The following is a 24,133-nucleotide window of genomic DNA, read 5'->3' on the forward strand; positions in this document are numbered from 1 at the left end:
ATGAAGCGCATCAACCTCGAAAACGTGCTGTGGAGCCTCCACACCATGACCGAGGAAGTGGTGGTCGATCCCGCCATCATCCCGGCGGCGCGGCTGGCCGTGGAACGCATGATCGAGATGAGCCGGAAGGGCGACTAGCGGCCTAGGACAAAGCGCCGATGATAGGCAAGATAGGCCGCTCCGGGCCGGAACAGGTGCTCGGCGGGCACATGCAGTGCCGAGCGCAGGCGGATGCGGTGCGCGGGGTCCAGCAGGTCCGCATTGGGCACCACGATCCGGTAATCGTCTTCGACCAGGATGGTGCCATGTTCGAAGGCTTCTACCAATTCGCCCACCATGGGCAGGTAATTGGCGATGGTCAGGGGCCCACCATGGATGCGCGGGCGGATTGCGACCACGTCAAGCCGGGGATGCAGCAGGCCGGTTGCCGCCGCAAAGCTCTCGCCGGTCAGCGCGCAGCGATAGCCATAGCTGGTCAGCACCAGCCGTTGCAGACTCTCATAGGCCGCCAGCGGCTCACCTGCCGCAAAACCGCGTTGCGGACTGTCCTCAAAGCCGTCGTCACCCGAACCGCCCAACTGCCGTCTCCGACCTTTCCTCGGAAAAGACCATACGGATTACTGCGTAGCTTGAAAACCATGCGAGCCAGAACATGACCCCCTTTGACAATACCCTCAACGCCGATGGCGCTTTGATCGTGGGGGCGGGGCTGGCAGGGCTGTTCACCGCGCTGAAGCTCGCGCCGCGGCCGGTGACGGTGCTCTCACCCAAGCCGCTGGGCACTGGCGCCTCCTCGGCCTGGGCCCAGGGTGGAGTCGCCGCTGCCGTCGGGCTGGGTGATAGCAGCCACGCCCATGCCATCGATACCCAAATGGCCGGCGCCGGCATTGTCGATCACGGCACTGCCGAAAGCGTCACTGCAGAGGCTGCCGCCCGCATCGAGGATCTGGCCCGCTGGGGCACGCCCTTCGACCGCGACGACTTCGGCAATTACGAATTGGGCAAGGAGGCCGCCCACTCCGCTAAGCGCATCGTCAAGGTCGAGGGCGACCGGGCGGGCTGGGCTATCATGCAGGCCATCATTGCCGAAGTGCGGCGGACCCCCTCCATTAGGGTCGTCGAGGGAATCACTGCGCTGAGCCTTGCGCGCGACAATGGCCGCATTGTCGGCGTCTTCTGCCGCCGGCTGGGCGACCGCTATTCCGACCCGGTGTTCATCCGCGCTCGCGCCACGGTGCTCGCCGCTGGGGGCTTAGGCGGACTCTATGCCGTCACCACCAATCCGCCCGGCGTGCGCGGCCACGCCATGGGCATGGCGGCCCGGGCCGGTGCACTGATTGCCGACGCCGAATTCGTGCAGTTTCACCCCACAGCCATCGCCACCGGCGCTGACCCCGCGCCGCTGGCGACCGAAGCCCTGCGGGGCGAGGGCGCCATCCTGGTCAACGACCTGGGTGAACGCTTTATGCCCGCTATCCACCCCGATGCCGAACTGGCGCCGCGCGATGTGGTGGCGCGCGCCAATTTCCGTCAGATCCAGGCGGGAAGGAAGGTGTTTCTCGATACAAGGCAGGTGCTGGGCGAAACCATTCTCACCCGCTTCCCGACGGTGGCCAAATACTGCCTCGATGCGGGCATCGATCCGGTGCATGGCATGATTCCCGTGACCCCGGCAGCGCATTTCCACATGGGCGGCGTTCAGGTTGACGAGCGCGGCCGCTCATCCCTGCCCGGGCTCTGGGTATGCGGCGAGGCCAGTTGCACGGGCCTGCACGGTGCCAACCGGCTGGCCTCCAACTCGTTGCTCGAAGCCACGGTCTATGGCGCGCGCATCGCCGAGGACATCGGTGGGCTGGAGCCGGTGCGCAATCTTGCACCATTCAGGGGCATCGAATGGAGCGAGAGCGAGGGCGAACTTGCCGAGCAGGTGCTGCGCAACCTGCCAGCGGTGCAGAATTTGCGCCGCATCATGACGGACCTTGTCGGCGTCGAACGCGATGCAACCGGGCTGAAACACGCGCTGCGCCAGATTGCCGAGCTCGAAGCCCATGCAGAGCACGTGACCAGCGCCTATCGCAACATGACCAGTTCGGCCACCCTGGTCGCGGCGGCGGCGCTCAAGCGCACCGAGAGCCGGGGCGGCCATTTCCGCCTCGACTATCCCGAGACCGACGAGCGCTGGGAGCACCACACCACGATGACGCTGGAGGAGGCCCTCACCATCCGCGCCGGGGCTTGATCACTCCGCCAGCAGATATTCAGCGATGGCGTTGAGATCCTCGTCGGTCCATTGCGATGTCGAATCGGCGATGACTTCGCCCATGGCGCCGCCCAGCACGTCGAAGCCGGGGGTGAAGCCGTCCTTGAGGGTCTGGGCCAGCGAAGCGGCGTCGTAGCCCTTCTCGACCAGGGCCTCGCGGGTAATGGCCGGTGCCCGACCGCCCGTGCCGCCGGGCGAGCCGGTCAGGGCGGCGTCCCAATCCAGCGCCCCCAGCAGATTGCGCGGGCTGTGGCAGGCCACGCAATGGGCCGGCCCAAAAGCAAGGTACTTGCCGCGGTTATAGGTCTCGGACTTGTTCGGCTCCGGCTGGAAGCGGGCCGGCGAGAAGAACAGGTTTTTCCAGCCAGCATTGGCGAGACGGATGTTGAACGGGAATGGCACCTGGCTGGCTGCAGCGGGTTCGGCCACTGGCTCGGTCGCCATCAGCGCCGCATAGAGATCGGCGATCTCCTGGTCGCTCATCAGCGTGTAATTCTCATAGGGAAAGGCTGGGTAGAGATGCCCTTCGGGGCCGACCCCATTGCTCATGGCCTCGGAAAACTGCGCCAGCGTCCAGTCGCCAATGCCCGCATTCGGGTCCGAGGTGATATTTGGCGGCACAAAGGTGCCGAAGGGCGTCACCAGACCCGCGCCGCCGGAAAGAAATGCCCGACCGGACGCCGTGTCGGTATGGCAGGCGACGCAGCCGCCCAACCGGATCAGCTCATTGCCATGCGCGACATCGCCGATCAGCGTCAGATCGCGAGGCGGACCGGCCACCGGCTTGAGAAAGTAGACACCAGTCCCGATGCCGGTCCCGACCAGCACGCCCAAAACCCACAGCCATCGCCGCATGATCGACCCTTGTCTTGTCCCGCGCCAACAAGAGCAGAGCCATACGGCGTTGACAACTAACGAGAATGTTAGCGCAGCAGCAGATTATTTGCCGAGCACTGCATCCACTTCGGCGCGGGTCGGGGGCTTGCAGCCCTTGCGGCCGCAATTGATGCCGGCCACCACAGCGCCGAAGCGCAGCATGTCGCTGAGCGCGCCATCGCCCAGGCCATCGAGCTTGCCCGGCTTGAGCAGTCCGCGCTCATGCAGCCAGGACAGGATGCCCGCCATCAGGCTATCGCCGGCACCCACCGTGTCGCCAAAGACCGGCGGCGCATAGATCGCCGCCTGCGCCTTGCCGCTTGCGGTGAAGGCCCGGGAGCCCTTGTCGCCCAGCGTCACGACCACGAGCTGGCAATTGGGGCGTGCCAAAAGATCGGCGGCGTGCTGCTCCATGCCCTTGCTGCTGTCGAGCGCTTCGAGGTCTTCTTCGGAGACCTTCACCACATGGGCAAGGTCAAGGAAGGTGGAAAGCCGCGCCTTGTAGCCCGCGAAGTCATCGACCAGGCTTGGCCGCACATTGGGATCGATCGAGATCGTCGCCCCCTTCGCGATCGCCGCCTTGACGATCTCAAGCCAGATCGCCGCTTCGTCCGGCTTAATCGGGCAGAAGCCGCCGATCTGGTAGAGATCGAGGTCCGCAGGCAGGGCAGCGATAGACCTGGCTGCCTCAATGGCGCCATCGGCCGAGCGGTAGAAACCGTAGCGGGCGTTGTGGTTGCTGTCGAAATTGACCACGGCCAGCGTGGTATATTCCTTGACGCGCTCGGTCAGCAGCGGCTTGACGCCGGCTTCATCGAGCGGTCCCAGCAGATAGTCACCAAAGGCATCGGCCGAGATCGGGCAGAGAAATCCCGTGTCATTGCCCAGCTTTGCCAGTGCGATGGCGCAATTATAGGGCGAACCGCCCGGATGCGCAGTCATCACGATCTGGCCTTCGCCGTCCCGGCCGATCAGTGTGCCATCGGGCAACACCACCTCAGCCTTGAGATCGATCAGGCTTTCTCCACCAACGACAAACATGCAGTGCCCTCCCAGCGCGGTCGGCAGCGACATAGCATTTTTGCAGAGACTGTCACCAGCATACTGAGCAATCGCCCAGACAACGGGCGCGCCGCATCGTGGCTACCCACTACTACGGGTGCCGCGCAACTTCGCTCTGGCCCGCCGTTGTGGCGAGGGCAGCTTTCCCCTATCGGTGCGGCTGCAAATGCCGGAGCATCTTGCGGCGGCCAACCAACCGTGTTGACGTGACTGCAAGCTGCCGATCAATCGGCGCAAGAATGCCGGGAACCATCCTGGCGGGGAGAGGGGAGGATAAATTGCAAGCTCTTGCTTTGCTTGTCCGCACTATCAGCGGTTTGAACCGCATCGTCGGCGAGGTCCTGTCGTGGCTGGCGCTGGGCTGCGTTCTGGTTTGTTTCGGCGTCGTCGTGCAGCGTTATGCATTCAACACATCGACGCTGTGGATGCAGGATCTCTATGTCTGGCTCGGCGGGGCCATGTTTACCGGCGTGGCCGGGTTCGCGCTGATGCGCGATGACCATGTGCGCGTCGACATCTTCTATCGCCCCGCTCCCATACGGCGGAAGGCCATCGCCGATCTCTTCGGTGTTGTCGTCTTCCTGCTCCCCTTCATCTACGTGGTCTTTACATATGCCTGGCCGGCAGTGGTCCGCTCGTGGAGCTACTATGAGGGCTCGGGCAATATCGGCGGCATGCCGGGCCTGTTCGTGCTCAAGAGCTTCATCATCGTCTTCTGCGTTCTGGTCGGCCTGCAAGGCCTGGCCATGGCGGCCCGTTCCATCCTGGTGCTGGGCGGTCGCGAAGAACTTCTGCCCGATGACCTGCGCTACGGCGCCAGAGACGCCAAGGAAGCGCATTGATGGATCCCATTCTCATTGGCGAAATTCTCGCCGGTTTCATGTTCCTCGGCGTCATCGGCGTGCTCATGCTGGGCTTTCCGGTCGCCTTTTCCCTCGCCGGCACGGCCCTGATCTTCGGCCTCGTTGGCTGGTGGCTGGGCGTTTATGACCCCTCCAACTATGGCTCGCTGGCTGGCCGCTACATTGGCCTGATGACCAATGAAGTGCTGGTCGCCGTGCCGCTCTTCATCTTCATGGGCGTCATGTTGGAGCGAAGCGGCATTGCCGAACAGCTGCTGCTGACCATGGGCAAGCTCTTTGGCAATCTGCGCGGCGGCCTCGGCCTCTCGGTCATCCTGGTGGGCGCGCTGCTGGCCGCCTCGACCGGTGTTGTTGGTGCCACCGTGGTCACCATGGGCCTCATCTCGCTGCCCGCCATGCTGCGCGCCGGCTATGACCCGAAACTCGCCACCGGCGTCATCTGCGCGTCGGGCACGCTCGGGCAGATCATCCCGCCCTCCACCGTCCTCATCTTCATGGGCGACATGCTCTCGGGCATCAATGCCCAGGTGCAGATGGAAAAAGGCAATTTCGCACCCGAACCGGTTTCGGTGGGCGCGCTGTTCGCCGGTGCCATCATTCCCGGTCTGCTGCTGGTCCTGCTCTATGCCGGCTGGGTGATCTTCAAGGCCGTCACCGATCCAAAATCCTGCCCTGCAACGCCGGTACCGGAAGACGAAAAGGCGGGGCTGCTGCGCGAAGTCTTCGTTGCCTTGGTGCCGCCACTGCTGCTGATCGTCGCCGTGCTGGGCTCGATCCTGGCCGGCATTGCCACCCCGACGGAAGCCGCTTCGGTCGGCTCGGTCGGCGCCGTCATCCTCGCCGCGCTGCGCTGGAAGCTGAGCTTCTCGATCCTGCGGCAGGCGGTGATCTCGACGGCAACCATCACCTCGATGGTGTTCATCATCCTGTTCGGCGCGGCGGTGTTCTCCATCGTGTTCCGCATGATGGGCGGCGACAACCTGGTGCACGAATTCCTCTCGTCCATGCCGGGCGGGGCGATCGGCGCGACCATCATCGTCATGTTCATCATGTTCCTGCTCGGGTTCATCCTCGATACCTTTGAGATCATCTTCATCGTGATCCCGATCACCGCGCCTGTGCTGCTGGCGCTGGGCGTCGATCCGATCTGGCTGGGCGTGATGGTGGGCGTGAACCTGCAGACCAGCTTCCTCACCCCGCCCTTCGGCTTCGCCCTGTTCTACCTGCGCGGCGTGGCCCCGGCCCGGGTGACCACGGGCATGATCTACAAGGGCGTGGTGCCCTTCGTGATCCTGCAGGTGGTGGGGCTGGCCATCCTGTTCCTCTTCCCTGACCTCATCACCTGGCTGCCCAGGCTGATCTACCACTGAGGCGTCGCGCCTTCACAGTTCAGGGGCCCGGATGGCATCACCATCCGGGCCCTTCCTTTTTGGCGACGACGCTGCGGCCGACCGTGGGCCTTCGGCCAACAAAAAGCCCCACCGCAGAAGCGGTGGGGCCCATAGGGTTTGGCGCTGTGCCTTGGCTTAGCTCAGCGTGAAGTACTTCTGGCGGGCCGCCAGGAACAGCGAGTCGGTGCCTTCGGTCTTCTGGCGCACGATATTGAGATTGGCGATGAAGCTCTCGGCCGTCTTCTTGGTGAGGGCGTCGCCGGTTTCGCGGATCTCGGTGAGGAGTTCCGCCGCAGCCTTGGCACCAGCCTCGAGGATTTCATCGGGGAACTGCTTGATCTGCACGCCATGCTCGTTGATGAGCGACTGCAGGGCACGCGGATCGTTGGCAGCAAAGTCGGCAGCGACATTGTCGTATTCGGCCTGGCAGACATCCTTGACCAGTGCCTGCAGGTCCGCCGGCAGCGCCGCGAACTTGGCCTTGTCCACGACCAGTTCGGTGGCGAGGCCCGGCTCGATGAAGCTGGGGAAGTAGTAGTTCTTGGCGATCTGGTAGAAGCCGAGCGCCAGGTCGTTATAGGGACCAACGAATTCGGCGGCGTCCAGCGTGCCCGACTGCAGCGCGGCGAAGATTTCACCGGCGGCAAGGTTGGTCACCGAGGCGCCGAGCTTGGCCCAGACCTGGCCGCCCAGACCCGGTGTACGGAAGCGCAGACCCTGCACATCGCCCAGACCGGTGATCTCGTTCTTGAACCAGCCGCCGGCCTGGGTGCCGGTATCGCCCGACAGGAAACCCTGCAGGCCGAACTGGTCATAGATCTCGTCCCAGATTTCCTGGCCGCCCATGTGACGTACCCAGCCGCTCATTTCGCGGCTGGTCATGCCGAACGGCACGCCGGTGAAGAACGACAGGGCCTGGCTCTTGTTCTGCCAGTAATAGGCAGCGCCATGGCTCATTTCGGCCGAACCGTCGATGACGGCGTCAAGCGCCTGCAGGCCCGGCACCATTTCGCCGGCAGCAAAGACCTGGACGGTCAGCCGGCCGCCCGAAGCGGTGGTGATGCGGTCCGCCAGGCGCTGTGCGCCAACGCCCAGGCCGGGGAAGTTCTTGGGCCAGGTAGTGACCATGCGCCAGTTGATATTACCCTGCGCAATGGCCGGGGTGGCCAGCGCGGTGGCGGCGGCGGCGCCGATCGTAGCGACCGAAGCCGTCTTGAAGAATTCACGTCTTTTCATAGTTCCTCCCGGGGATAGGCGGCATGGGCGCCGCCGGACTTCGACTTGCCGCCTTCTCCCAAACGAGGGCGGACTCGTGTCGGCGACAGAGTTACCGCCTAGGTCGCCAGTGTCCAGAGCGGGGGCGCCCGGCGGGCACGATCTCGCCGCCAGCCTACCCACTAATACGCAGATCGAACCGGAGCAGACGTGCTAGAATGCCACGATCGGGTGGAGGAGCCTGAACGCGACGATGAATCTCAGACAGAAAATCCTGGCCCTGTCCGTGCTGCCGCTGGTGCTGGCGATCCTCGCCATCACCGCCCTGGTGACGTCGCAATCGACCCAATTGGCGCGCGCCAGCATCGCCACCTTCGAGCGCAACCTGCTCAAGGCCAAGGAAAGCGAGCTGCTCAACCTCACCAACATGGCCGTCTCGGCCATTGCCGATATCTACCAGGCAGCCGACGCCGACGACGAGGATGCCAAGCGGCAGGTGCAGGCCATTCTTTCCGCACTCGACTATGGCCCGGACGGCTATTTCTTCGCCTATGACTATGACGGGGTGAACATCGTCCACCCACGCCAGACCTTTCGGCAAGGCCAGAATTGGCTGAGCCTGACCGACCCCGACGGCAATCGGGTGATCTACGAATTGATTGAGCGCGCCAAGGAAGGCGGCGGGCCGCATCAATACAAGTGGGAAAAGCCCTCGACCGGGGAAGTCGCCGATAAACTCTCCTGGGCGGTGGGGCTCGACAAGTGGCGCTGGATGCTGGGGACGGGCGTCTATCTCGACGACGTCTTCGCCCAGACGGCTGCCGCCGAGGCGGATCTGCGCAGCCATATCGACGCCACCTTCATCATCGTGGCCGCCATAACTGTCCCCATCGTCTTTGCCGTGTTCCTTGCCAGCTTCCTTATCACCCTGCGCGAGCGGCGCCTGGCCGACAGCAAGCTCAAGGAACTGGCGCAGCGCGTGGTCGACACGCAGGAAGAAGAGCGCGCCCGCATCGCCCGCGAACTGCATGACGGCATTTCCCAGACCATGGTGGCCGCGCGCTACATGCTCGATCTCGCCGCTACCAAGGTACGGGCTGGATCGAGCGACGCCGCCGATGTCATCGAGCGGGGGCGTCAGGGGCTCAACAATGCCATCAAGGAAGTCCGCCGCATCTCGCACGACCTGCGGCCCGGCGTGCTGGACGATCTTGGCCTCACCGCTGCCCTGGAGGCGCTGACTGACAGCTTTGCCGAGCGTACAGGCGTGGCTGTCGAACTCAAATCGGTCGCATTCAAGAACATGATCCTGCCCGAGGCCCGTACAGCACTCTATCGGGTGGCGCAGGAAGCGCTGACCAATATCGAGCGCCATGCCAACGCCACCAGGGTGCGCGTCGTCATCACCAGTGCGGGTCATGGCCCGCAAATGTTGATCGAGGACAACGGCCAGGGCTTCGTCCACCCGCCCGCTGGCCGCAGCAGCCGGGGGCTCGGCTTGCGCAACATGCAGGAGCGCATGGAGCATTTCGGCGGTTCGCTCGATGTACGCACGACCTCCAAGGGCACTACGCTCAAGGCTCGCCTGCCCAAATCCACCTACATCACCCAGCATGTCGACCCGGTCCCCGCATGAGTGCCACTCCTCCCATCAAGGTCCTGATCTGCGACGATCATCCGCTGGTGCTGGAGGGCATCCGCTCGGTGGTCGAAACCTTCGATCATATCAAGGTGGTGGGTGCCGTGCGCTCGGCTCATGCGGCGCTGGCGCTGGCGGAGCAGGAAAATCCGGACGTGGTGATGATGGACATCAACATGCCCGAGCTGAGCGGGCTCGACGCCATCGAGCTGTTCCGCGAACGGCTGCCGCGCACACGCCTGCTGATGCTCTCCATGCATGACAGCCGCGAATATATCTCCACGGCCGTGATGTATGGCGCCGCTGGCTACATCCTCAAGGATGTTTCGCCGGTCGAGATCATTTCGGCCATCGAGGCGGTGGCGGCCAACGGCACCTACTTCTCCTCGGGGGTCGCCGAAGCCATCCTGCACAAGGGCAGCAAGCAGAGCGCCGTGGTGCCGCTTACCACCCGCGAACAGTCCGTGCTGCTGCTGCTCGCCCGCGGTCGCTCGAACAAGGACGTGGCGGGCGAACTCGATATCTCCGTGCGCACGGTCGAGACACACCGCAAGAACATCAAGAAGAAGCTCGGCATCGGCACCACGGCGGGCCTGACGCGCTATGTCATCGACCATGGCCTGATGGCCGCCGATGACTGAGCCTTGAAAATAATTGTCGACCGGCGGGATTAAACCGGGAGCCGGGATGTTGACAGGGTGAGGGCCGCGATGACGGTCCCGCAACGTGGAAGGAAACATCCCATGAAGTTCCGTTCGATCCTCGCCGGTGCTGCCGCTCTTGCGCTGTTCGCCATGCCTGCCTTCGCCACCGACTATCTGGGCGGCGCGGTCAAATCGACCGATATCGGCGGCAAGATGGTGCTGACCGATGCCAATGGTATGACGCTGTATATCTTCGACAAGGACGCGCCCGGCGTCAGCAATTGCTACGAGCAGTGCGCCATCAACTGGCCGCCGCTGATGGCCGATGCTGCGGCCATGGCCGAAGGCGAGTTCAGCGTCGTCGACCGTACGGATGGCACCAAGATGTGGGCCTACAAGAGCATGCCGCTGTACTACTGGATGGACGACAAGGCCCCCGGCGATATCACCGGTGACGGCGTCGGCGGTGTCTGGCATCTTGCCATCGAATAAACCTGACGGGACCGATAGTTGAGCGATTTCCTCGACCAGGTTGAAGCCTGTGTGCCGGCGCTGCGGCGCTATGCTCGCGCGCTGACGCGCAATTTCGACCTGGCCGACGATCTCGTGCAGGACTGTCTCGAACGCGCCATTGCCAGGCGCGGCCTGTTTCGGCCCACCGGGCCGGTCCGCGCCTGGCTGTTCACCATCCTGCTGAACCTCTATCGAAATGCCTTGCGCTCCTCGCGTCGTCGCGGAGAACAGGTCGATATCGACTCCGTTCCTGATTTTGCAACGCCCGCGCCGCAGCCCGGGCATATCGCCCTGGCCGAGATGGCGCGCGCCATCGAGAAACTGCCGGCCGAGCAGAAGGAGGCCCTACTACTGGTCGCGCTTGAAGGCCTGCCGTACCAGGAGGCCGCCGATATCCTGCAAATTCCAATCGGCACGCTGATGAGCCGCCTCGGTCGCGCGCGCGCCGCCCTGCGCGTGCTGACCGGTGCGCCAGCCGAACCGCATTTGAGGACCGTCAAATGACACAGATCACCCGTGACATGCTGATGGCCTATTGCGACGGGCAATTGCCCGACAGCGATCGCACTGCCATCGAAGCCCACTTGGCCACCAATCCCGAAGCCGCAGCGGAAGTGGCGCTGATCCAGCGGCAGAATGACGCGATCCGGACGATGTTCGGACCGGCCGGTGCCGAGCCCGTGTCGGCTCGCTTGAAGCCGCGCCGCGTTGCCGCAGAAATTGACCGGCGCCGAACCCGACGCTGGAGTTGGGCAGCGGCTGCCGTGATGCTGGTCGGGTTTGGCCTCGGCGCCGGCTGGTTTGCCCGGCCACTGCTGCAGAGCCACCCGGCGAGCTCCACCCTGATCGCCGACGCGGTCAACGCCCACATCGTTTATGTCGCCGAGAACCGTCATGCCGTCGAGGTTGGCAGCGATGACAGCGAGCACCTGTCCAACTGGCTGTCCAACCGTCTTGATACGACGCTCGGCATGCCCGACCTCGATGCGCAGGGTTTTACCCTGGTTGGCGGTCGGCTGCTGCCGGGCGCGCCCAATGCCGGCGGCCGTGCAGCGCAGCTGATGTATGAAAACCCGGACAAGCAGCGCGTCACCATCTATGTCACCGCCGCCCTGCCTGATGGCCAGCCGGCCTATCAGTTCGCCTCATATGATGGCGCCGAGACCTTCTATTGGGCCAATGCCCGCATCACCTGCACCGTGGTGGGTACCCTCCCTGAGGCGCAAATGAAGGCGGTGGCAGGGGCGGTTTATTCCCAGCTCACCGAGGGCGATGTTAGCACCGGCAGGTCATACCGGGGATAAGTCTTCCTACCGCTCCCCCCGGATCGATCTTGCGAGCCGGGTGAGGGGGCTTTCTAGGCCTTGAACGGCAAAGGCCCCCTCACCCGACGCTGCGCGTCGACCTCTCCCCCAGAGGGAGAGGTGAAGAGGGCGCGTTCCTCGGTGGAATGTCATTGGAATAGATGTTGTGCAGGCCGACATTGAGAATGTCGCGCTCACCGCACAGGGCCATCGTGGTATCAAGCTCCTTGCGTATGATGTCGAGCACGCGCGTCACGCCGGCCTCGCCGCCCGCCCCCAGCCCATAGAGCATCGGCCTGCCGATGAAAGTGCCCTTGGCGCCAAAGGCCAGCGCCTTGAGCACATCCTGGCCCGAGCGGATACCGCTATCGAGATAGACCTCGGTCTTGTTGCCCACGCGGTCGACGATCTCGGGCAATACGCGGATGGTGGAGGGGGCGCCATCGAGCTGGCGGCCGCCATGGTTGGAGACCACGATTGCATCGGCGCCATTGTCGACGGCCGCCTGGGCATCGTCGGGGTCGAGCACGCCCTTGACGATGACCGGGCCGCCGAAGCGCTTCTTGACCCAGGCCACATCGGCCCAGTTGAGTGTCGGATCGAACTGGCTTGCCGTCCAGGCCGAGAGTGAAGCCAGGTCATGGTTGCCGCCGACATGGCCGACAATATTGCGGAAAGTGTGCCGCCTGGTGCCCAGCATGCGCGCGCACCATAGCGGGTGCTGCATCATCTGCCATAGCGAATAGGCGTTGAACTTGGGCGGCGTTGCTAGCCCGTTATGGATATCCTTGTGGCGTTGGCCGAGGATCTGCAGATCCATGGTCAGCACCAAAGCCGGGCACTTTGCCGCCTTGGCCCGGTCGATCAGCCGCTCGATGAAATCGCGGTCGCGCATCACATAGAGCTGGAACCAGAACGGGGCAGTGGTGTTTTCGGCGATATCCTCGATGGAACAGACCGCCATGGTCGAGAGCGTGAAGGGGATGCCGTATTTCTCGGCCGCCCTGGCCGCCTTGATCTCGCCATCGGCGATCTGCATGCCGCCGGTCGCGGCCGGGGCGATGGCCACCGGCATGGTGATGGCCTTGCCCAGCATTTCGGTGGAGAGGTTGCGCCCCTCGAGGTTGACCGCGACCTTCTGCTTGAGCTTGATCTTGTTGAAGTCGCTCTCGTTGTCGCGATAGGTGCCCTCGGTATAGCTGCCGCTATCGGCATACTCGAAGAACATCTTGGGCACGCAGCGGCGCGCTTTGGTCTTCATCTCTTCCACGGTGAGAATGTTGTCGAGTGCGGCCATGCCTGGGCTCCGGATTTGCCTTGCCCTAGCAACTAACATGTTAGTCGTCAATGCGACGTGCTGAAGCGCCGCCTGAAACGCGGTTGTCATGTGCGGACGGACCCCGAGGCGGCTATCGCCTCTGGTAAATCTAAAAATGAGACGACAGCCGCCTCGGGGTGCCGGTTTTTGGAACAGGACCGGTTGTCGCGCGCCGTGGACGCTCGCCACGTGCGGCCGGCTCTCGAACCTGCGCGGCAGGCAAAGACCACGCCCGGCTCACCCCGCCACTGTTCGCCTGCAGGCCGCCCATGCGGGGTGATGGGAGGAGTGTGCCACAGGTTTTGGGGAGGGGGATAAGTTGGGGCTCTTCCTTCTCCCCCTGCGGGAGAAGGTGCCCCGAAGGGGCGGATGAGGGGTCTACTTGCCCTCCACATACATTCAAGCATGGGAGAGCGCAGGACCCCTCACCCCGCCCCGCCGCTGAACGCGTCGGGGCGACCCTCTCCCGCAAGGGGAGAGGGGGGAGCACCGTGGGTGTTGAAAGCTAACCCTTCGGCCCGTCCACCGCGCTCCACATGGCCTTGGTGATCGATTGGGTGGTGGAGAAATAGTCCTTCCAGGGGTCGGGCTGCTGGGCTCGAGCAGCGGCGTCGGCCAAGGTGAACTGGTTGGCGGTCTTGACCGTCTCCAGTTCTGCCCAGGTGACCGGCACCGCGACCGGCGCGCCTTCGCGGGAGCGGGGGGACCAGGGCGCGATGGCGGTGGAACCGCGCTCGTTGCGCAGATAGTCGATGAAGAGTTTTCCCTTGCGCTTGGCCTTGCTCATGGTGGCGACGAAGCGCTCGGGATGCTTGTCGGCCAGGCGTTGCGCGAAGGTCTTGCAGAAGCCCTTGACCTGGGGCCACTCCGTCGTGGGGCGGAGCGGCGCGATCACGTGCACGCCCTTGCCGCCACTGACCAGCGCATAGCTTTCCAGCCCCCAGGCTTCCAGCTCCTTGCGGATATCGATGGCGGCGCTGCGCACATGCTCGAAGCCCAGACCTTCATCGGGGTCGATGTCGAAGATGATACGCTCGGGCTTTTCGACATCCTTGATCAGCGAGCCCCACAGGTGCCATTCCAGCACGTTCATCTGCGTGCCGGCGATAAGGCCGGCCAGACTGTCGATATAGAAATAGTCTTCCTTGCTGCCGTCCTTCTCGGTGATCATCACCGACTTCATGGCGTTGGGAAAGCCGCCGGTATCGTGCTTCTGGAAGAAGCAGTATTTGGCGCGCCCCTGCGGGCAGCGCAGCAGGCTGAGCGGGCGGTTCTTGATATAGGGCAGCATGCGCTCGGCGACGGCGGCGTAATAGGCCACCAGGTCCGCCTTGGTGACGCCCTGACCGGGATAGACGACCCGATCGGGACTGGTGAGCCGGATGCCGGCTGCCTCGGCCGCATTGATGCCAGTCTGCGCACTCAGCCCCTCGGCAATGCCCAAAGGACGGGTGGGCCGCTCGAGGGCGATGTCGCCGGCCGGCTTGTCCTCGCGCAGTGCAAGGAAAGAGGGGTGGCGCAAGATGCCGTCGGGGGTGAATTCGGCATAACCGATCTCGGCCACGAGTTCTGGCGCAACCCAGCGCGCAGTGCGGGCGATCGCCTTGGGCACATTGGCAAAAGGGTTGGTCTTGCGGCTGCGCATATCGAGCTGCTGTTGCAGCGCATGGGCGTTGCTGGCCGAAAAGCCGGTGCCGACCCGACCGCGATAGACCAGCTTGCCGTCCTCCCAGGTGCCGAGCAGCAGGGAGGCAAAGCTGTTCTTCCTGGCCGAGGGCGACCACCCGGCGATGACGAATTCCTGACGCTGCTTGGCCATGATCTTGAGCCAACTCCTGGTGCGTTCGCTGCGGTAGGGGGCATCGGCCTGCTTGGCGATGATGCCCTCGTGGCCTTCGCGGGAGACCGCATCAAACACCTTCTGGCCGTTGCCGGTGACGTGGGCGGAAAACTGCACCAGCGAGGAAGACCCGATCTTGCCGAGCAGCTTTTCGAGCCTGGCCTTGCGCTCGAGCAAAGGCAGCTTGGCCAGGTCCTCGCCGTCAAGTTCGAGCAGATCGAAGGCGAAGAAGGTCAGCGTCCCGCTATTGGACAGGTGGTCCTTGAGCGTCGAAAAATCGGTCCTGCCTTTGCTGTCGAAGGCGCAGAGTTCGCCATCGATCAGGGCGGTGCCCTTGGTGATGCGCGCCAGGGGTGGCACGATGGCGGCGAATTGCTTGGTCCAGTCCTTGCCGGTGCGGGTATAGAGCCGCACGGAATCGCCGGCAATCGCGGCCTGGCAGCGATAGCCGTCATATTTCATTTCGAAGACCCAATCGCTGCCCTCGGGCACGTCGGTCACCAGCGTCGCCAGTTGCGGCGGACGGAAATCGGGAAGGTCGGACGTCTTGCCCGTGCGTTTGGCCTTTGCAGGCAGGGGATTGTCGACCGCCTTGTCGGTGTCGGAGTGCCTGACGGTGGCAGCGGCAGTGGCGGACTTCTTTTTCGGCTTTAGGCCCTTGGCGATGCCCGCAAGATCCCGGCCGGTGGATACGGATCTGGTGAAGCGCTCAACCAGGGTTTCCTTGTCCTTGGCGTGGTCGTCCTTGTGTTTGATCAGCAGCCAGTTTTCGCGGGCAAGGCCGGACTTGCGCTTGCTGTCGCGCCCCTTCATGTGCACCAGCACCCACTCGCCCTTCATGCGCTGGCCGTTGAGCCTCATCTTGAGGTCGCCGCCTTCGAGGCCTTGATGGGGGTCGCCGATCGGCTCCCAGGTGCCCTCGTCCCACAGCATGACCGTGCCGCCGCCATATTCGCCTTCGGGAATGGTGCCTTCGAAGCTGCCATAGTCGAGCGGATGATCCTCGACGCGCACCGCGAGGCGTTTGTCGGCGGGATTGTTGGAGGGGCCCTTGGTCACCGCCCAGCTCTTGAGCACGCCATCGAGCTCGATGCGGAAATCAAAGTGCAGGCGGGTGGCGTCGTGCTTCTGGACCACGAAGCGATAGCCGGTCGGCCTGGCCTTGCCGGCCGCGGTGCCGGCGGGCTCCTGCGTCTTGGTGAAGTCCCGCTTGGCCTGATATTCCTTGAGCAGCGTGTCGGCTTTGACGGCCATGGTCTAGCTCGCGATCGTGACGAGGGAGAGGCGCAACTGGCCTTTCCAGATGGGACGGGACGCAGGCATGATGGGCACTCGGGGCTGACAAATTTGCCATTCCAACGAGTCCCGACGCGGCTTCGTTCCGATTTGGACGGCGTTGCGCGGAACCCGGAGCATCCATAAGGTCACGGCAATGAAGACCAAGGGAGAATCAGCGATGGAAATCGTGGACGGCTTTGCGCTCGACGGATTCAGCATCACGCTGATCGGCCTTGGCATACTGGCGCTGCTGGTGCTGTTCGCCGGCGCCAAGACGGTGCCGCAGGGCTACAATTACACGATCGAGCGGTTCGGCAAATATACGCGCACGCTCAAGCCCGGCCTGAACTTGATCGTGCCGTTCATCGACAGCGTGGGCAAAAAGATCAACGTCATGGAGCAGGTGCTCGATGTGCCGCACCAGGAGGTGATCACCCGCGACAATGCTTCGATCACCGCCAATGGCGTGACCTTCTACCAGATCCTCGATGCAGCGGCGGCGGCCTACGAGATTTCGGGCCTCGAAAACGCCATCCTCAATCTGACCATGACCAATATCCGAACGGTAATGGGCTCGATGGACCTCGACGAGCTGCTCTCGAACCGCGATGAGATCAATCATCGCCTGCTCAAGGTGGTGGATACTGCGGTTTCGCCCTGGGGCATCAAGATCACCCGCATCGAGATCAAGGATATCGATCCGCCCAAGGATCTGGTGGAATCGATGGGACGGCAGATGAAGGCCGAGCGCGAGAAGCGCGCCGCCATTCTCGAAGCCGAGGGCCGCCGGCAGTCGGCGATCCTGCAGGCCGAGGGCGCCAAGCAGGCGCAGGTGCTGGAGGCCGAGGGTCGCAAGGAAGCCGCCTTCCGCGATGCCGAGGCGCGCGAACGGTCGGCCGAAGCGGAAGCCAAGGCAACGCAGATGGTGAGCGACGCTATTTCGTCGGGCAGCGTGCAGGCGATCAACTATTTCGTCGCCAACAATTACATCAAGGCGCTGGAAGCCATTGCCACCTCGCCCAACCAGAAGATCCTGATGCTGCCGGTCGAGGCGGCCAGTGTCATCGGATCGATCGGCGGCATTGCAGAAATCGCCCGCGAGACGTTTGGGGGCGGTGGTCCGACCACGCCGGTACGCTCGGGCCGGCCGCCCTCGGCGGGTCAGTCATAACGGGAGCCCGTCATGCAGGTCATCGAGTTCATCGGCAGCAACGGGCCCTGGGCCTGGATCGTGGCCGGGCTGATCCTGCTCGGGCTCGAACTGGTGGTGCCGGGCGGGTTCCTCTTGTGGATGGGCATTTCGGGCATTGTCACGGGCGTCATTGTGCTGTTCCAGCCCATTGGCTGGCCACTGCAATGGCTGGTCTTCGGCTTGCTGTCGCTGGTCAGCATCGCGCTCTGGGTGCGCTGGACCCGCAGCCGTCCGACCCGGACCGACCGGCCCTATCTCAACCAGCGCGCCGACCAGTTCGTCGGGCAGGAGGCGGTCCTCGAACAGCCCATTGCGCAGGGTTTCGGCCGGGTGGTGCTCGGCGACACGGTGTGGCGTGTGTCCGGTCCCGACCTGCCGGTGGGCCAGCGCGTGCGCATTGTCGGCCATGACGGGGCGGTGTTGAAGGTCGAGGCGGTGGCGGGGGCTTAGGGCCCCGCTGGCAATGTTTCGTTAACCATAAGGTGGAAGGATCGCGCCGAGCCTGGGGCGTCATGCCGCGGGCCATTTCCAGTTCGGCGGAGCAGATATTGCCCTTGCGGTGGCGGCAGACAATCGGACGGGCAGGCGCGGCAGCGCTTTGCGCCCTCTGGCTTGCCGTGCCGGCGCTGGCCGCGTCGGACCATTCGCTCGGCGATGGTTCGGACGCCGACAATGAGCGCCTCTTGCCCGACGTCTATCCGACCGACCCGGTGCTGGCCAATGGCGATTGGCTCCGCGAGCCCTATGATCCGTTCTTTGATGTCGACTGGTCGGTGGCGCTGCGCGGCACCTATAGCAAGGCGACGGCCGGCGAGCGGTTCGACATCAGGCTGGTGCCAAGCGTTGGCCTCGAACATATCGGCGCGCGGTCGGCGATCAATTTCGATGGCAGTGCCGAAATCGTGCGGCCCAGCGAGAGCGGCAATGTCGATATCGGGGCGCTGCGGCTGGGGCTGCAGACGGGCTATGATCTCGACAGCGTCACGCGACTGACGGGTAGTGGCAGTCTGTCTCTGAGCAAGCCGGTGGCCGGAACGCCGGGCCTTGCCAGCAATATTGCCATTGGCCCGCAGACGACGAGCGGGGGGGCCGATGTCGGCATCACCCGGCAGTTCGGCAAGTTCAATATCGGGGTGACCGGCGCTGCGCAGCGCAATGTTTACGGACCCACCACGCTGACCGACGGGCGCGTCACGGACAATTCGGAGCAGAACTACTGGGCGCTCGATGCCGGCCTGCGTGTCGGCTTCCAGGCGACCCCGATCTTCGAGGTCTTCGGGCAGGCCGGCCTCGGGCGGGACATTTCCGATTTGCCGTCATCGGCGCTGCTGGTGCGTACCGATGCCACCGATACGTCGCTCGAGGCCGGCGTTACCGGCCGCTGGAACGACATTCTGGAGGCGACGGCATCGGCCGGCGTCAGCCTGCGCCGGTTCGATGCGGCGAGCCTTGGCGAGGTGGTCACCCAGCTTTACGACGCGCAGCTCAGCTTCACGCCCGACCCGACCTGGCGCATGACGGCCGGCTTCACAACGACCGTGGCTCCGCCCGGCCCCAATGCCGGCGGCACGACGCGGGTGGATTATGCGGCAAATGCCGAGATCGGTTACACGGTCAATTCCTGGCTGGCACTGCGGGCGCTGGCGGACTGGAATACGGCGCGCTTTGAAGGCAGCGCCAATGTCGAGACCGGCTATGGCTTTGGCGCGGGCGCCGACTACAAGGTCAACGCCCACACCGCGCTTACGGCCGATTACGGCTACGATCACTCCCAGAGCACGGCCAATGGCACCCAGGAGGCCCACAGGGTCACCGTGGGGATCACGCTCTCACGCTAAAACCTGCTCCCCAATCCGGCCACATGAGGCACCCATGGTGGGTTGGCATGTAAAGCCATCTCACCCTATAGAATGTCGTCCGGGCGAATAAGCGCTTGAAATATGGAGTTTATCCTATGGCCGTTCTGGTAACCGGGGGCGCTGGATACATCGGCAGCCATATGGTGCTGAACCTCACCGATGCGGGCGAAAAGGTCGTCGTGCTCGACAATCTGGTGACCGGATTTGACTGGGCCATCGACGGGCGCGCCATCTACGAGCCGGGCAATGCCGGCGATATCGACCTGGTTCGCGGCTTGATCGACAAGCACGGCATCACCGAGATCGTGCATTTCGCCGGCTCGATCGTGGTGCCGGAATCGGTCACCGATCCACTCAAATATTACGGCAACAATACCGCCACCTCGCGCAACCTCATCGAAGCGGCGATTCTGGGCGGGGTGAAGCATTTCATCTTTTCCTCGACGGCGGCCGTCTACGGCATGACCGGGCTTGCCCCGGTGGTCGAGAGCACGCCGCTCAATCCGATGTCGCCCTATGGCCGCTCCAAGCTGATGACCGAGTGGATGCTGTCCGACGTGGCCGCGGCCCATCCCATGACCTATGGCGTGCTGCGCTATTTCAATGTCGCTGGCGCCGACCCTGGCAAGCGCAGCGGTCAATCGACGCCGGCGGCGACGCATCTGATCAAGGTTGCGTGCCAGGTGGCGCTGGGACAGCGGGAGAAGATGGACATCTTCGGCACGGACTACGAGACGCCCGACGGCACCTGCGTGCGCGACTATATCCACGTTACCGATCTGATTGCCGCGCATGCCCTGCTGCTCAAGCATTTGCGCGGGGGCGGGGAGAGCACGACGCTCAACTGCGCCTATGGGCAGGGCTACTCGGTGCGGCAGGTGGTCGAAACGGTGCGTGGAGTCTCCGGCGTCAACCTGCGTGCCGATGAAGGCCCGCGCCGTGCGGGCGACCCGGCCTCGATCACGGCCACGGGTGAGAAGGTGCGCAAGCTGCTGGGCTGGGTGCCGCAGCATGACGACCTGACCGAAATTGTCGAATCCGCCTATTGGTGGGAGCGTCACCTGATGACGCGCAACCGATAGGGACGGGTGCGCTAACGCCCCTCCTAAACTCAATCGTCACCCTCGGGCTTGACCCGAGGGGTCTTTATTCGACGAATGCATTTCAAGTGCAGTGCCCTCGGGTCAAGCCCGAGGGTGACGAGCGGTGGTTGTGAAACAGTGTGGACCCCATCTGATGCGCTTATTGATTTCGTCGCTCATTCTGCTGTTCTGCACCCCTGCCTTCGCGCAGCCCGTGGAAAGCTTTGACAGTTTCATTGCCGGCTTCCGCGCCAAGGCCCTTGCCGCCGGGGTGAGCGCGTCGGTCTATGACGCGGCGATGGGCGGGCTGACGCCCGACCCGCGGGTGCCGGACCTGGTGACCAGCCAGCCCGAATTCACCACGCCGATGTGGGACTATATCGAGGGTCGGGTGACACAGGGCCGGATCGAGCGCGGCAAGGCGGCGATGGCCCGGCATTCGGCGCTGTTTGCCTCGGTGGGCCAGGCCTATGGCGTTGATCCCTATATCCTGGGCGCGATCTGGGGCATGGAAACCGACTATGGCGCGGTGCTTGGCAATGACGACCTGATCCGGCCAATCGTTCGATCGCTGGCCACGCTGGTGCATCAGCGACGCACACGATTGCTGGAGGACGAGGCCGACCTGATCGCGGCGCTGCAACTGGTGCAGCGCGGGCCGCGCGACGCACAGACGCTGGTGGGGTCGTGGGCCGGGGCGATCGGGCATCTGCAGGTCAATCCATCCAATGTGGTGGCGCATGGCAGCGACGGGGATGGCGACGGGCAGGTGGACCTCCACAATTCGCTGGCCGACGCGCTGGTGACCAGCGCGCGCTTCCTGCGGGCACTGGATTACCAGCCGGGCCTCGACTGGGGCATGGAAGTGGTAGTGCCGGAAGGGTTCGACTATCTGCTGGCGACGCGCACTGAATTGCGGCCGATCTCGTTCTTTGCCGAACGTGGGGTGGCGCGGGTGGCCGGACGGCAGTTCGCCGATGCGGACCTGCCGGTCTTTCTCTATGTGCCGGCCGGCAAGGACGGGCCGAAATTCCTGATGACGCAGAATTACCTCGTGCTCAAGGGCTACAATTTCTCGGATAGCTACGCCATGAGCGTGGCGCATATGACCGACCGGCTGAAGGGCGGTGGCAGTTTCGTCGATGATTGGCCGCGCAATACGGACTTTCCCAATCTCAGCCAGCGCCAGGCCATTCAGCAGGCATTGCTGCGGCTCGGCCTCTATCAGGGTGCCGTCGACGGACGGCTGGGGCCGATCAGCCAGGAGGCCTATGCCCGCTTCCAGGCGGCGCGCGGCGAGGTGGCCGACGGGTTCATCACCCGGGCGTCCTACGAGGCTCTTGCCGCAGCCACGCGGTAACATCGTGGAGACCCTGGTGGCTTTGAGACCGCGGTTTTGCTAGGGGTAAAGCGTTGTTGCGCGGGAAAATCATGATCCGTTTCGCCATTGCCCTGTTGGTCGGGATGCTCGTCTTCATCGACGCGGCGCCTGCCTTTGCCCAGAGCGATGAACGGATCGTAGTGGCCCAGGAGACGCGGCGGCGCACGCTGTTCGACCTGCTGTTCGGCGAGCCGGAGGCGGCGGCGCCCCCGCCCGTGCAGCGGCAGGAGCCGCGCCAGCGAGCGCCCGCAGCCAGCCTGCCGCCGCCCAAGCCGGAGGTGGAAAAGGCCCCTGATGCCACGCGCCTCGCCGTGTTCGGCGACTCCCTGGCGATCGATCTCAGCAAGGCGCTGGAGCGCTTCTATGCTGAAGACCCCAATCTGGTGGTCATCAACCAGGGCGTCAGTTCCTCCGGCTTCGTGCGCGATGACTATTTCGATTGGGACAAGGCGATCTCCGAGCAGATCGCGGCCGACAGTTTCGACCTCGCGGTGGTGATCATCGGTATCAATGACCGGCAGGAACTTACGGTCGGGGGTACCGGCTATGCGCCGCTGACCGAGCAATGGAATGTCGCCTATCAGGCGCGGATTGCGGGATTTCTCGGCAAGTTGCGCACGGCGCGCAAGCCGGTGGTCTGGATCGGCCTGCCACCCATGTCCAAGACCGAATATTCGGCGGCCATCAGCCAGATCAGCAATATCCAGCGGCTGGCGAGCTTCTCAGGTGGGGCCGAATATCTCGACATTTACGAGCGCTTCCTTGGCGAGGACGGCAAATATTCGTCCCACGGGCCAGACGTGAACGGGCAGAACGCAAGGATGCGCAAGGACGATGGTATCCATTTCTCCTCGGCCGGCTCGGACAAGCTTGCTTTCTATCTGAGCCAGACCATTCGTGCCTTCTACCGTGGCAGCGGGGTATCGATGGCCGCGGCTGACCCGTTGCTGGGCACGGACGCAGCGGCCATGCTGCGCCCGCCCTATCAGGGGCTGGGGCAGATTCGCCTGCTCGAAGTTGCCGGCGCGGTCATTCCGATCAGCCGGGTGCCCGCCCGGGCAGGAGACCTGTTGACCGCCAGCGGCATTCCGGCCAGCGCCCCGCCGTTCACGCTGGAGCAATTGGTGACTGCGCCGCTTGGCCGGGTCGACGCCTTCGGCCTTGGTGTCGATGCCGATGCGGCGCGGGCAGCCAATGCAAGTGGGCGGTGAGGCAAGTCTCACCGCCGCTTGATGTCGCTCAGGCCGTGACGCGCTGGGCGATGGCGGCCAACAGGGCCAGGGCGTCGGGATCGGGCTTTTTCTCGATGCGGCGATAGAGCTTGCCGTCCGGCGTACGGGCCAGCATGCGGGCGTCGACCAGCGAGCGGCGCAGGATGGCGTGGTCGCCGAACAGATGCCCGTCGATGATGAACTGGTTGATTTCGCGCTCGCTGAAGCGTTGCTCGGCGGGAATGCGCGACCAGATTACCCAGAGGCACAGCGTCTGATGGTTGGTGCGGCCGGGCCAGCGGACCATGCGGCCTGCGGCATCGAAATGGCGCAGCACCTTTTCGATGCGGGCATGGTCGATCGGTGGTTCGGCCGAAGCTTCGGCGGCAAGACGCCCCTGGGCCTGTGCGTCGGCGCGCAAATGCTGGAAATTGGTGTGGCCATTGGCTTTGGCGAGGAGGTTGAGCATTTCGACATGGGTCGGGGCATGCTCGAGCTGGGCCAAATGCTGGCGCAGCGAGCGGGCCAGGGTGGAGATATCTGCTGTGGCGAAGGGGATAAGTTGTTTCGACATGACAATCCTCATGGGTGCCATTGGCGAAAGATCGCTCGTCGGTCGCCGGCTTACGAATGGGCACCCAGGGAAGGGGTCATTGTCAGGATTATTCCAGAGCAGGTTTAGCTTCCCTCGCGGGACGGCAACGCCTCGGTGAACTGCAGACCGTGGCGTGGTTTTAACTGAGGCATGACGGGCAGCGCAAGACCCTCACCCGGGCCATTCGGGCATAGCCCTCATGGCCTTCCTCGCTCAAATCGCTCCACTGGAGCGATTTGACCCTGCGGGCCGCTCAGAAGTCCATGAAGCGGACGGCGCCGATATGGGGCAGGTTGCGATTGCGCTGGGCGTAATCGATGCCGTAGCCGACGACGAATTTGTCGGGGATATCAAAGCCGATCCATTTGGCCACGACGTCGGTTTCACGCCGGGAAGGCTTGTTGAGCAGGGCGCAGACTTCCATGCGGCGGGGGTGGCGGGTGCCGAGGATTTCGAGGACATGCTTGAGCGTGTAGCCGGTGTCGACGATGTCTTCGACCACCAGCACGTCGCGGCCGGCAATCTCGCCGCGCAAGTCCTTGAGGATGCGCACTTCCCGGCTCGATTCGGTGGAATTGCCGTAAGAGGAGGCCTCCATGAAGTCGACCTC

23 protein-coding genes are annotated in these 24,133 nt (G+C 64.0%); 15 read left to right on the plus strand and 8 right to left on the minus strand.

The genetic code is table 11. The annotated features are described in order from the left end of the window. Positions 1-138 (plus strand): quinolinate synthase NadA (nadA, locus tag V6M52_RS16310; RefSeq protein WP_332701865.1); only part of this gene is annotated, 138 nt, incomplete at its 5' end. Here the strand turns inward: nadA and V6M52_RS16315 are convergent. Next, positions 135-578 carry a hypothetical protein gene (locus V6M52_RS16315; RefSeq protein ID WP_332689334.1) on the minus strand — a complete coding sequence of 148 codons (444 nt, stop codon included), beginning with the start codon at positions 576-578 and terminating at the stop codon, positions 135-137. The two genes, nadA and V6M52_RS16315, sit on opposite strands and share 4 nt — an antisense overlap. Before the next feature lie 74 nt (positions 579-652). On the opposite strand from V6M52_RS16315, the gene V6M52_RS16320 reads away from it, so the two are divergent. Further along, on the plus strand, positions 653-2,239 hold the full coding sequence (locus V6M52_RS16320; RefSeq protein ID WP_332689331.1) for an L-aspartate oxidase: 1,587 nt from the start codon (positions 653-655) through the stop codon (positions 2,237-2,239). Here the strand turns inward: V6M52_RS16320 and V6M52_RS16325 are convergent, their stop codons facing one another. Further along, positions 2,240-3,115, minus strand: coding sequence for a c-type cytochrome (locus tag V6M52_RS16325; RefSeq protein ID WP_332689328.1), 876 nt, complete (start codon positions 3,113-3,115; stop codon positions 2,240-2,242). Between the two features lie 84 nt (positions 3,116-3,199). Beyond that, entirely contained in the window at positions 3,200-4,177 is a 978-nt protein-coding gene (locus V6M52_RS16330; RefSeq protein ID WP_332701838.1) for a PfkB family carbohydrate kinase, read from the minus strand. A gap of 299 nt (positions 4,178-4,476) precedes the next feature. Here V6M52_RS16330 and V6M52_RS16335 point away from each other — a divergent pair, with 299 nt between their 5' ends. Then, positions 4,477-5,040, plus strand: a complete 564-nt coding sequence (locus tag V6M52_RS16335; RefSeq protein WP_332689323.1) for a TRAP transporter small permease subunit — start codon at positions 4,477-4,479, stop codon at positions 5,038-5,040. After that, positions 5,040-6,431: a TRAP transporter large permease gene (locus V6M52_RS16340; protein WP_332689320.1), complete on the plus strand. Its 1,392-nt coding sequence runs from the start codon at positions 5,040-5,042 to the stop codon at positions 6,429-6,431. The genes V6M52_RS16335 and V6M52_RS16340 overlap by 1 nt, the downstream gene beginning before the upstream one ends. 156 nt (positions 6,432-6,587) lie before the next feature. Here the strand turns inward: V6M52_RS16340 and V6M52_RS16345 are convergent, their stop codons facing one another. Next, positions 6,588-7,688, minus strand: coding sequence for a TRAP transporter substrate-binding protein (locus tag V6M52_RS16345; protein WP_332701840.1), 1,101 nt, complete (start codon positions 7,686-7,688; stop codon positions 6,588-6,590). A gap of 232 nt (positions 7,689-7,920) precedes the next feature. On the opposite strand from V6M52_RS16345, the gene V6M52_RS16350 reads away from it, so the two are divergent. The 5 genes from V6M52_RS16350 (at position 7,921) to V6M52_RS16370 (ending at position 11,767) form a co-directional block, all read left to right on the plus strand. Next, positions 7,921-9,303, plus strand: coding sequence for a cache domain-containing protein (locus V6M52_RS16350; RefSeq protein WP_332688619.1), 1,383 nt, complete (start codon positions 7,921-7,923; stop codon positions 9,301-9,303). Next, positions 9,300-9,947, plus strand: coding sequence for a response regulator transcription factor (locus tag V6M52_RS16355; RefSeq protein ID WP_332688617.1), 648 nt, complete (start codon positions 9,300-9,302; stop codon positions 9,945-9,947). The genes V6M52_RS16350 and V6M52_RS16355 overlap by 4 nt, the downstream gene beginning before the upstream one ends. A 102-nt stretch (positions 9,948-10,049) precedes the next feature. Further along, positions 10,050-10,442, plus strand: a complete 393-nt coding sequence (locus V6M52_RS16360) for a COG4315 family predicted lipoprotein (protein WP_332688615.1) — start codon at positions 10,050-10,052, stop codon at positions 10,440-10,442. Positions 10,443-10,460: 18 nt separating this feature from the next. Then, the gene (locus V6M52_RS16365; RefSeq protein WP_332688613.1) at positions 10,461-10,967 is read left to right on the plus strand and encodes a sigma-70 family RNA polymerase sigma factor; all 507 of its coding nucleotides are present in this window, start codon (positions 10,461-10,463) and stop codon (positions 10,965-10,967) included. Next, positions 10,964-11,767, plus strand: coding sequence for an anti-sigma factor family protein (locus V6M52_RS16370; RefSeq protein ID WP_332701843.1), 804 nt, complete (start codon positions 10,964-10,966; stop codon positions 11,765-11,767). The genes V6M52_RS16365 and V6M52_RS16370 overlap by 4 nt, the downstream gene beginning before the upstream one ends. 79 nt (positions 11,768-11,846) lie before the next feature. On the opposite strand, the gene V6M52_RS16375 is transcribed toward V6M52_RS16370, so the two are convergent. Together V6M52_RS16375 and ligD are read right to left on the minus strand one after the other, a co-directional pair. Continuing rightward, positions 11,847-13,064: an alpha-hydroxy acid oxidase gene (locus V6M52_RS16375; RefSeq protein ID WP_332701845.1), complete on the minus strand. Its 1,218-nt coding sequence runs from the start codon at positions 13,062-13,064 to the stop codon at positions 11,847-11,849. A gap of 526 nt (positions 13,065-13,590) precedes the next feature. Further along, positions 13,591-16,179: a DNA ligase D gene (gene ligD, locus V6M52_RS16380; RefSeq protein WP_332701847.1), complete on the minus strand. Its 2,589-nt coding sequence runs from the start codon at positions 16,177-16,179 to the stop codon at positions 13,591-13,593. 202 nt (positions 16,180-16,381) lie between these two features. On the opposite strand from ligD, the gene V6M52_RS16385 reads away from it, so the two are divergent. The 6 genes from V6M52_RS16385 to V6M52_RS16410 all read left to right on the plus strand — a co-directional run bounded on the left by V6M52_RS16385 (position 16,382) and on the right by V6M52_RS16410 (position 22,928). After that, positions 16,382-17,374 carry an SPFH domain-containing protein gene (locus V6M52_RS16385; protein ID WP_332701849.1) on the plus strand — a complete coding sequence of 331 codons (993 nt, stop codon included), beginning with the start codon at positions 16,382-16,384 and terminating at the stop codon, positions 17,372-17,374. A gap of 12 nt (positions 17,375-17,386) precedes the next feature. Then, positions 17,387-17,845 (plus strand): NfeD family protein, encoded by a 459-nt coding sequence (locus V6M52_RS16390; RefSeq protein ID WP_332701851.1) that lies wholly within the window; start codon positions 17,387-17,389, stop codon positions 17,843-17,845. A gap of 98 nt (positions 17,846-17,943) precedes the next feature. After that, positions 17,944-19,233, plus strand: coding sequence for an outer membrane beta-barrel protein (locus tag V6M52_RS16395; protein WP_332701853.1), 1,290 nt, complete (start codon positions 17,944-17,946; stop codon positions 19,231-19,233). A 116-nt stretch (positions 19,234-19,349) separates the two neighbouring features. Then, entirely contained in the window at positions 19,350-20,336 is a 987-nt protein-coding gene (gene galE / locus V6M52_RS16400) for a UDP-glucose 4-epimerase GalE (RefSeq protein WP_332701855.1), read from the plus strand. A gap of 154 nt (positions 20,337-20,490) precedes the next feature. Further along, positions 20,491-21,696 (plus strand): lytic murein transglycosylase, encoded by a 1,206-nt coding sequence (locus V6M52_RS16405; RefSeq protein ID WP_332701858.1) that lies wholly within the window; start codon positions 20,491-20,493, stop codon positions 21,694-21,696. Between the two features lie 71 nt (positions 21,697-21,767). Continuing rightward, positions 21,768-22,928, plus strand: a complete 1,161-nt coding sequence (locus V6M52_RS16410; RefSeq protein WP_332701860.1) for an SGNH/GDSL hydrolase family protein — start codon at positions 21,768-21,770, stop codon at positions 22,926-22,928. A 28-nt stretch (positions 22,929-22,956) separates the two neighbouring features. On the opposite strand, the gene V6M52_RS16415 is transcribed toward V6M52_RS16410, so the two are convergent. Continuing rightward, on the minus strand, positions 22,957-23,502 hold the full coding sequence (locus tag V6M52_RS16415; RefSeq protein WP_332701862.1) for a DUF2087 domain-containing protein: 546 nt from the start codon (positions 23,500-23,502) through the stop codon (positions 22,957-22,959). A gap of 274 nt (positions 23,503-23,776) precedes the next feature. After that, positions 23,777-24,133: hypoxanthine phosphoribosyltransferase (gene hpt / locus V6M52_RS16420; protein ID WP_332701864.1), on the minus strand; the 357-nt coding region annotated here is incomplete at its 5' end.

It is taken from the genome of Devosia sp. (assembly GCF_036676215.1).
Classification (GTDB): Bacteria; Pseudomonadota; Alphaproteobacteria; order Rhizobiales; family Devosiaceae; genus Devosia.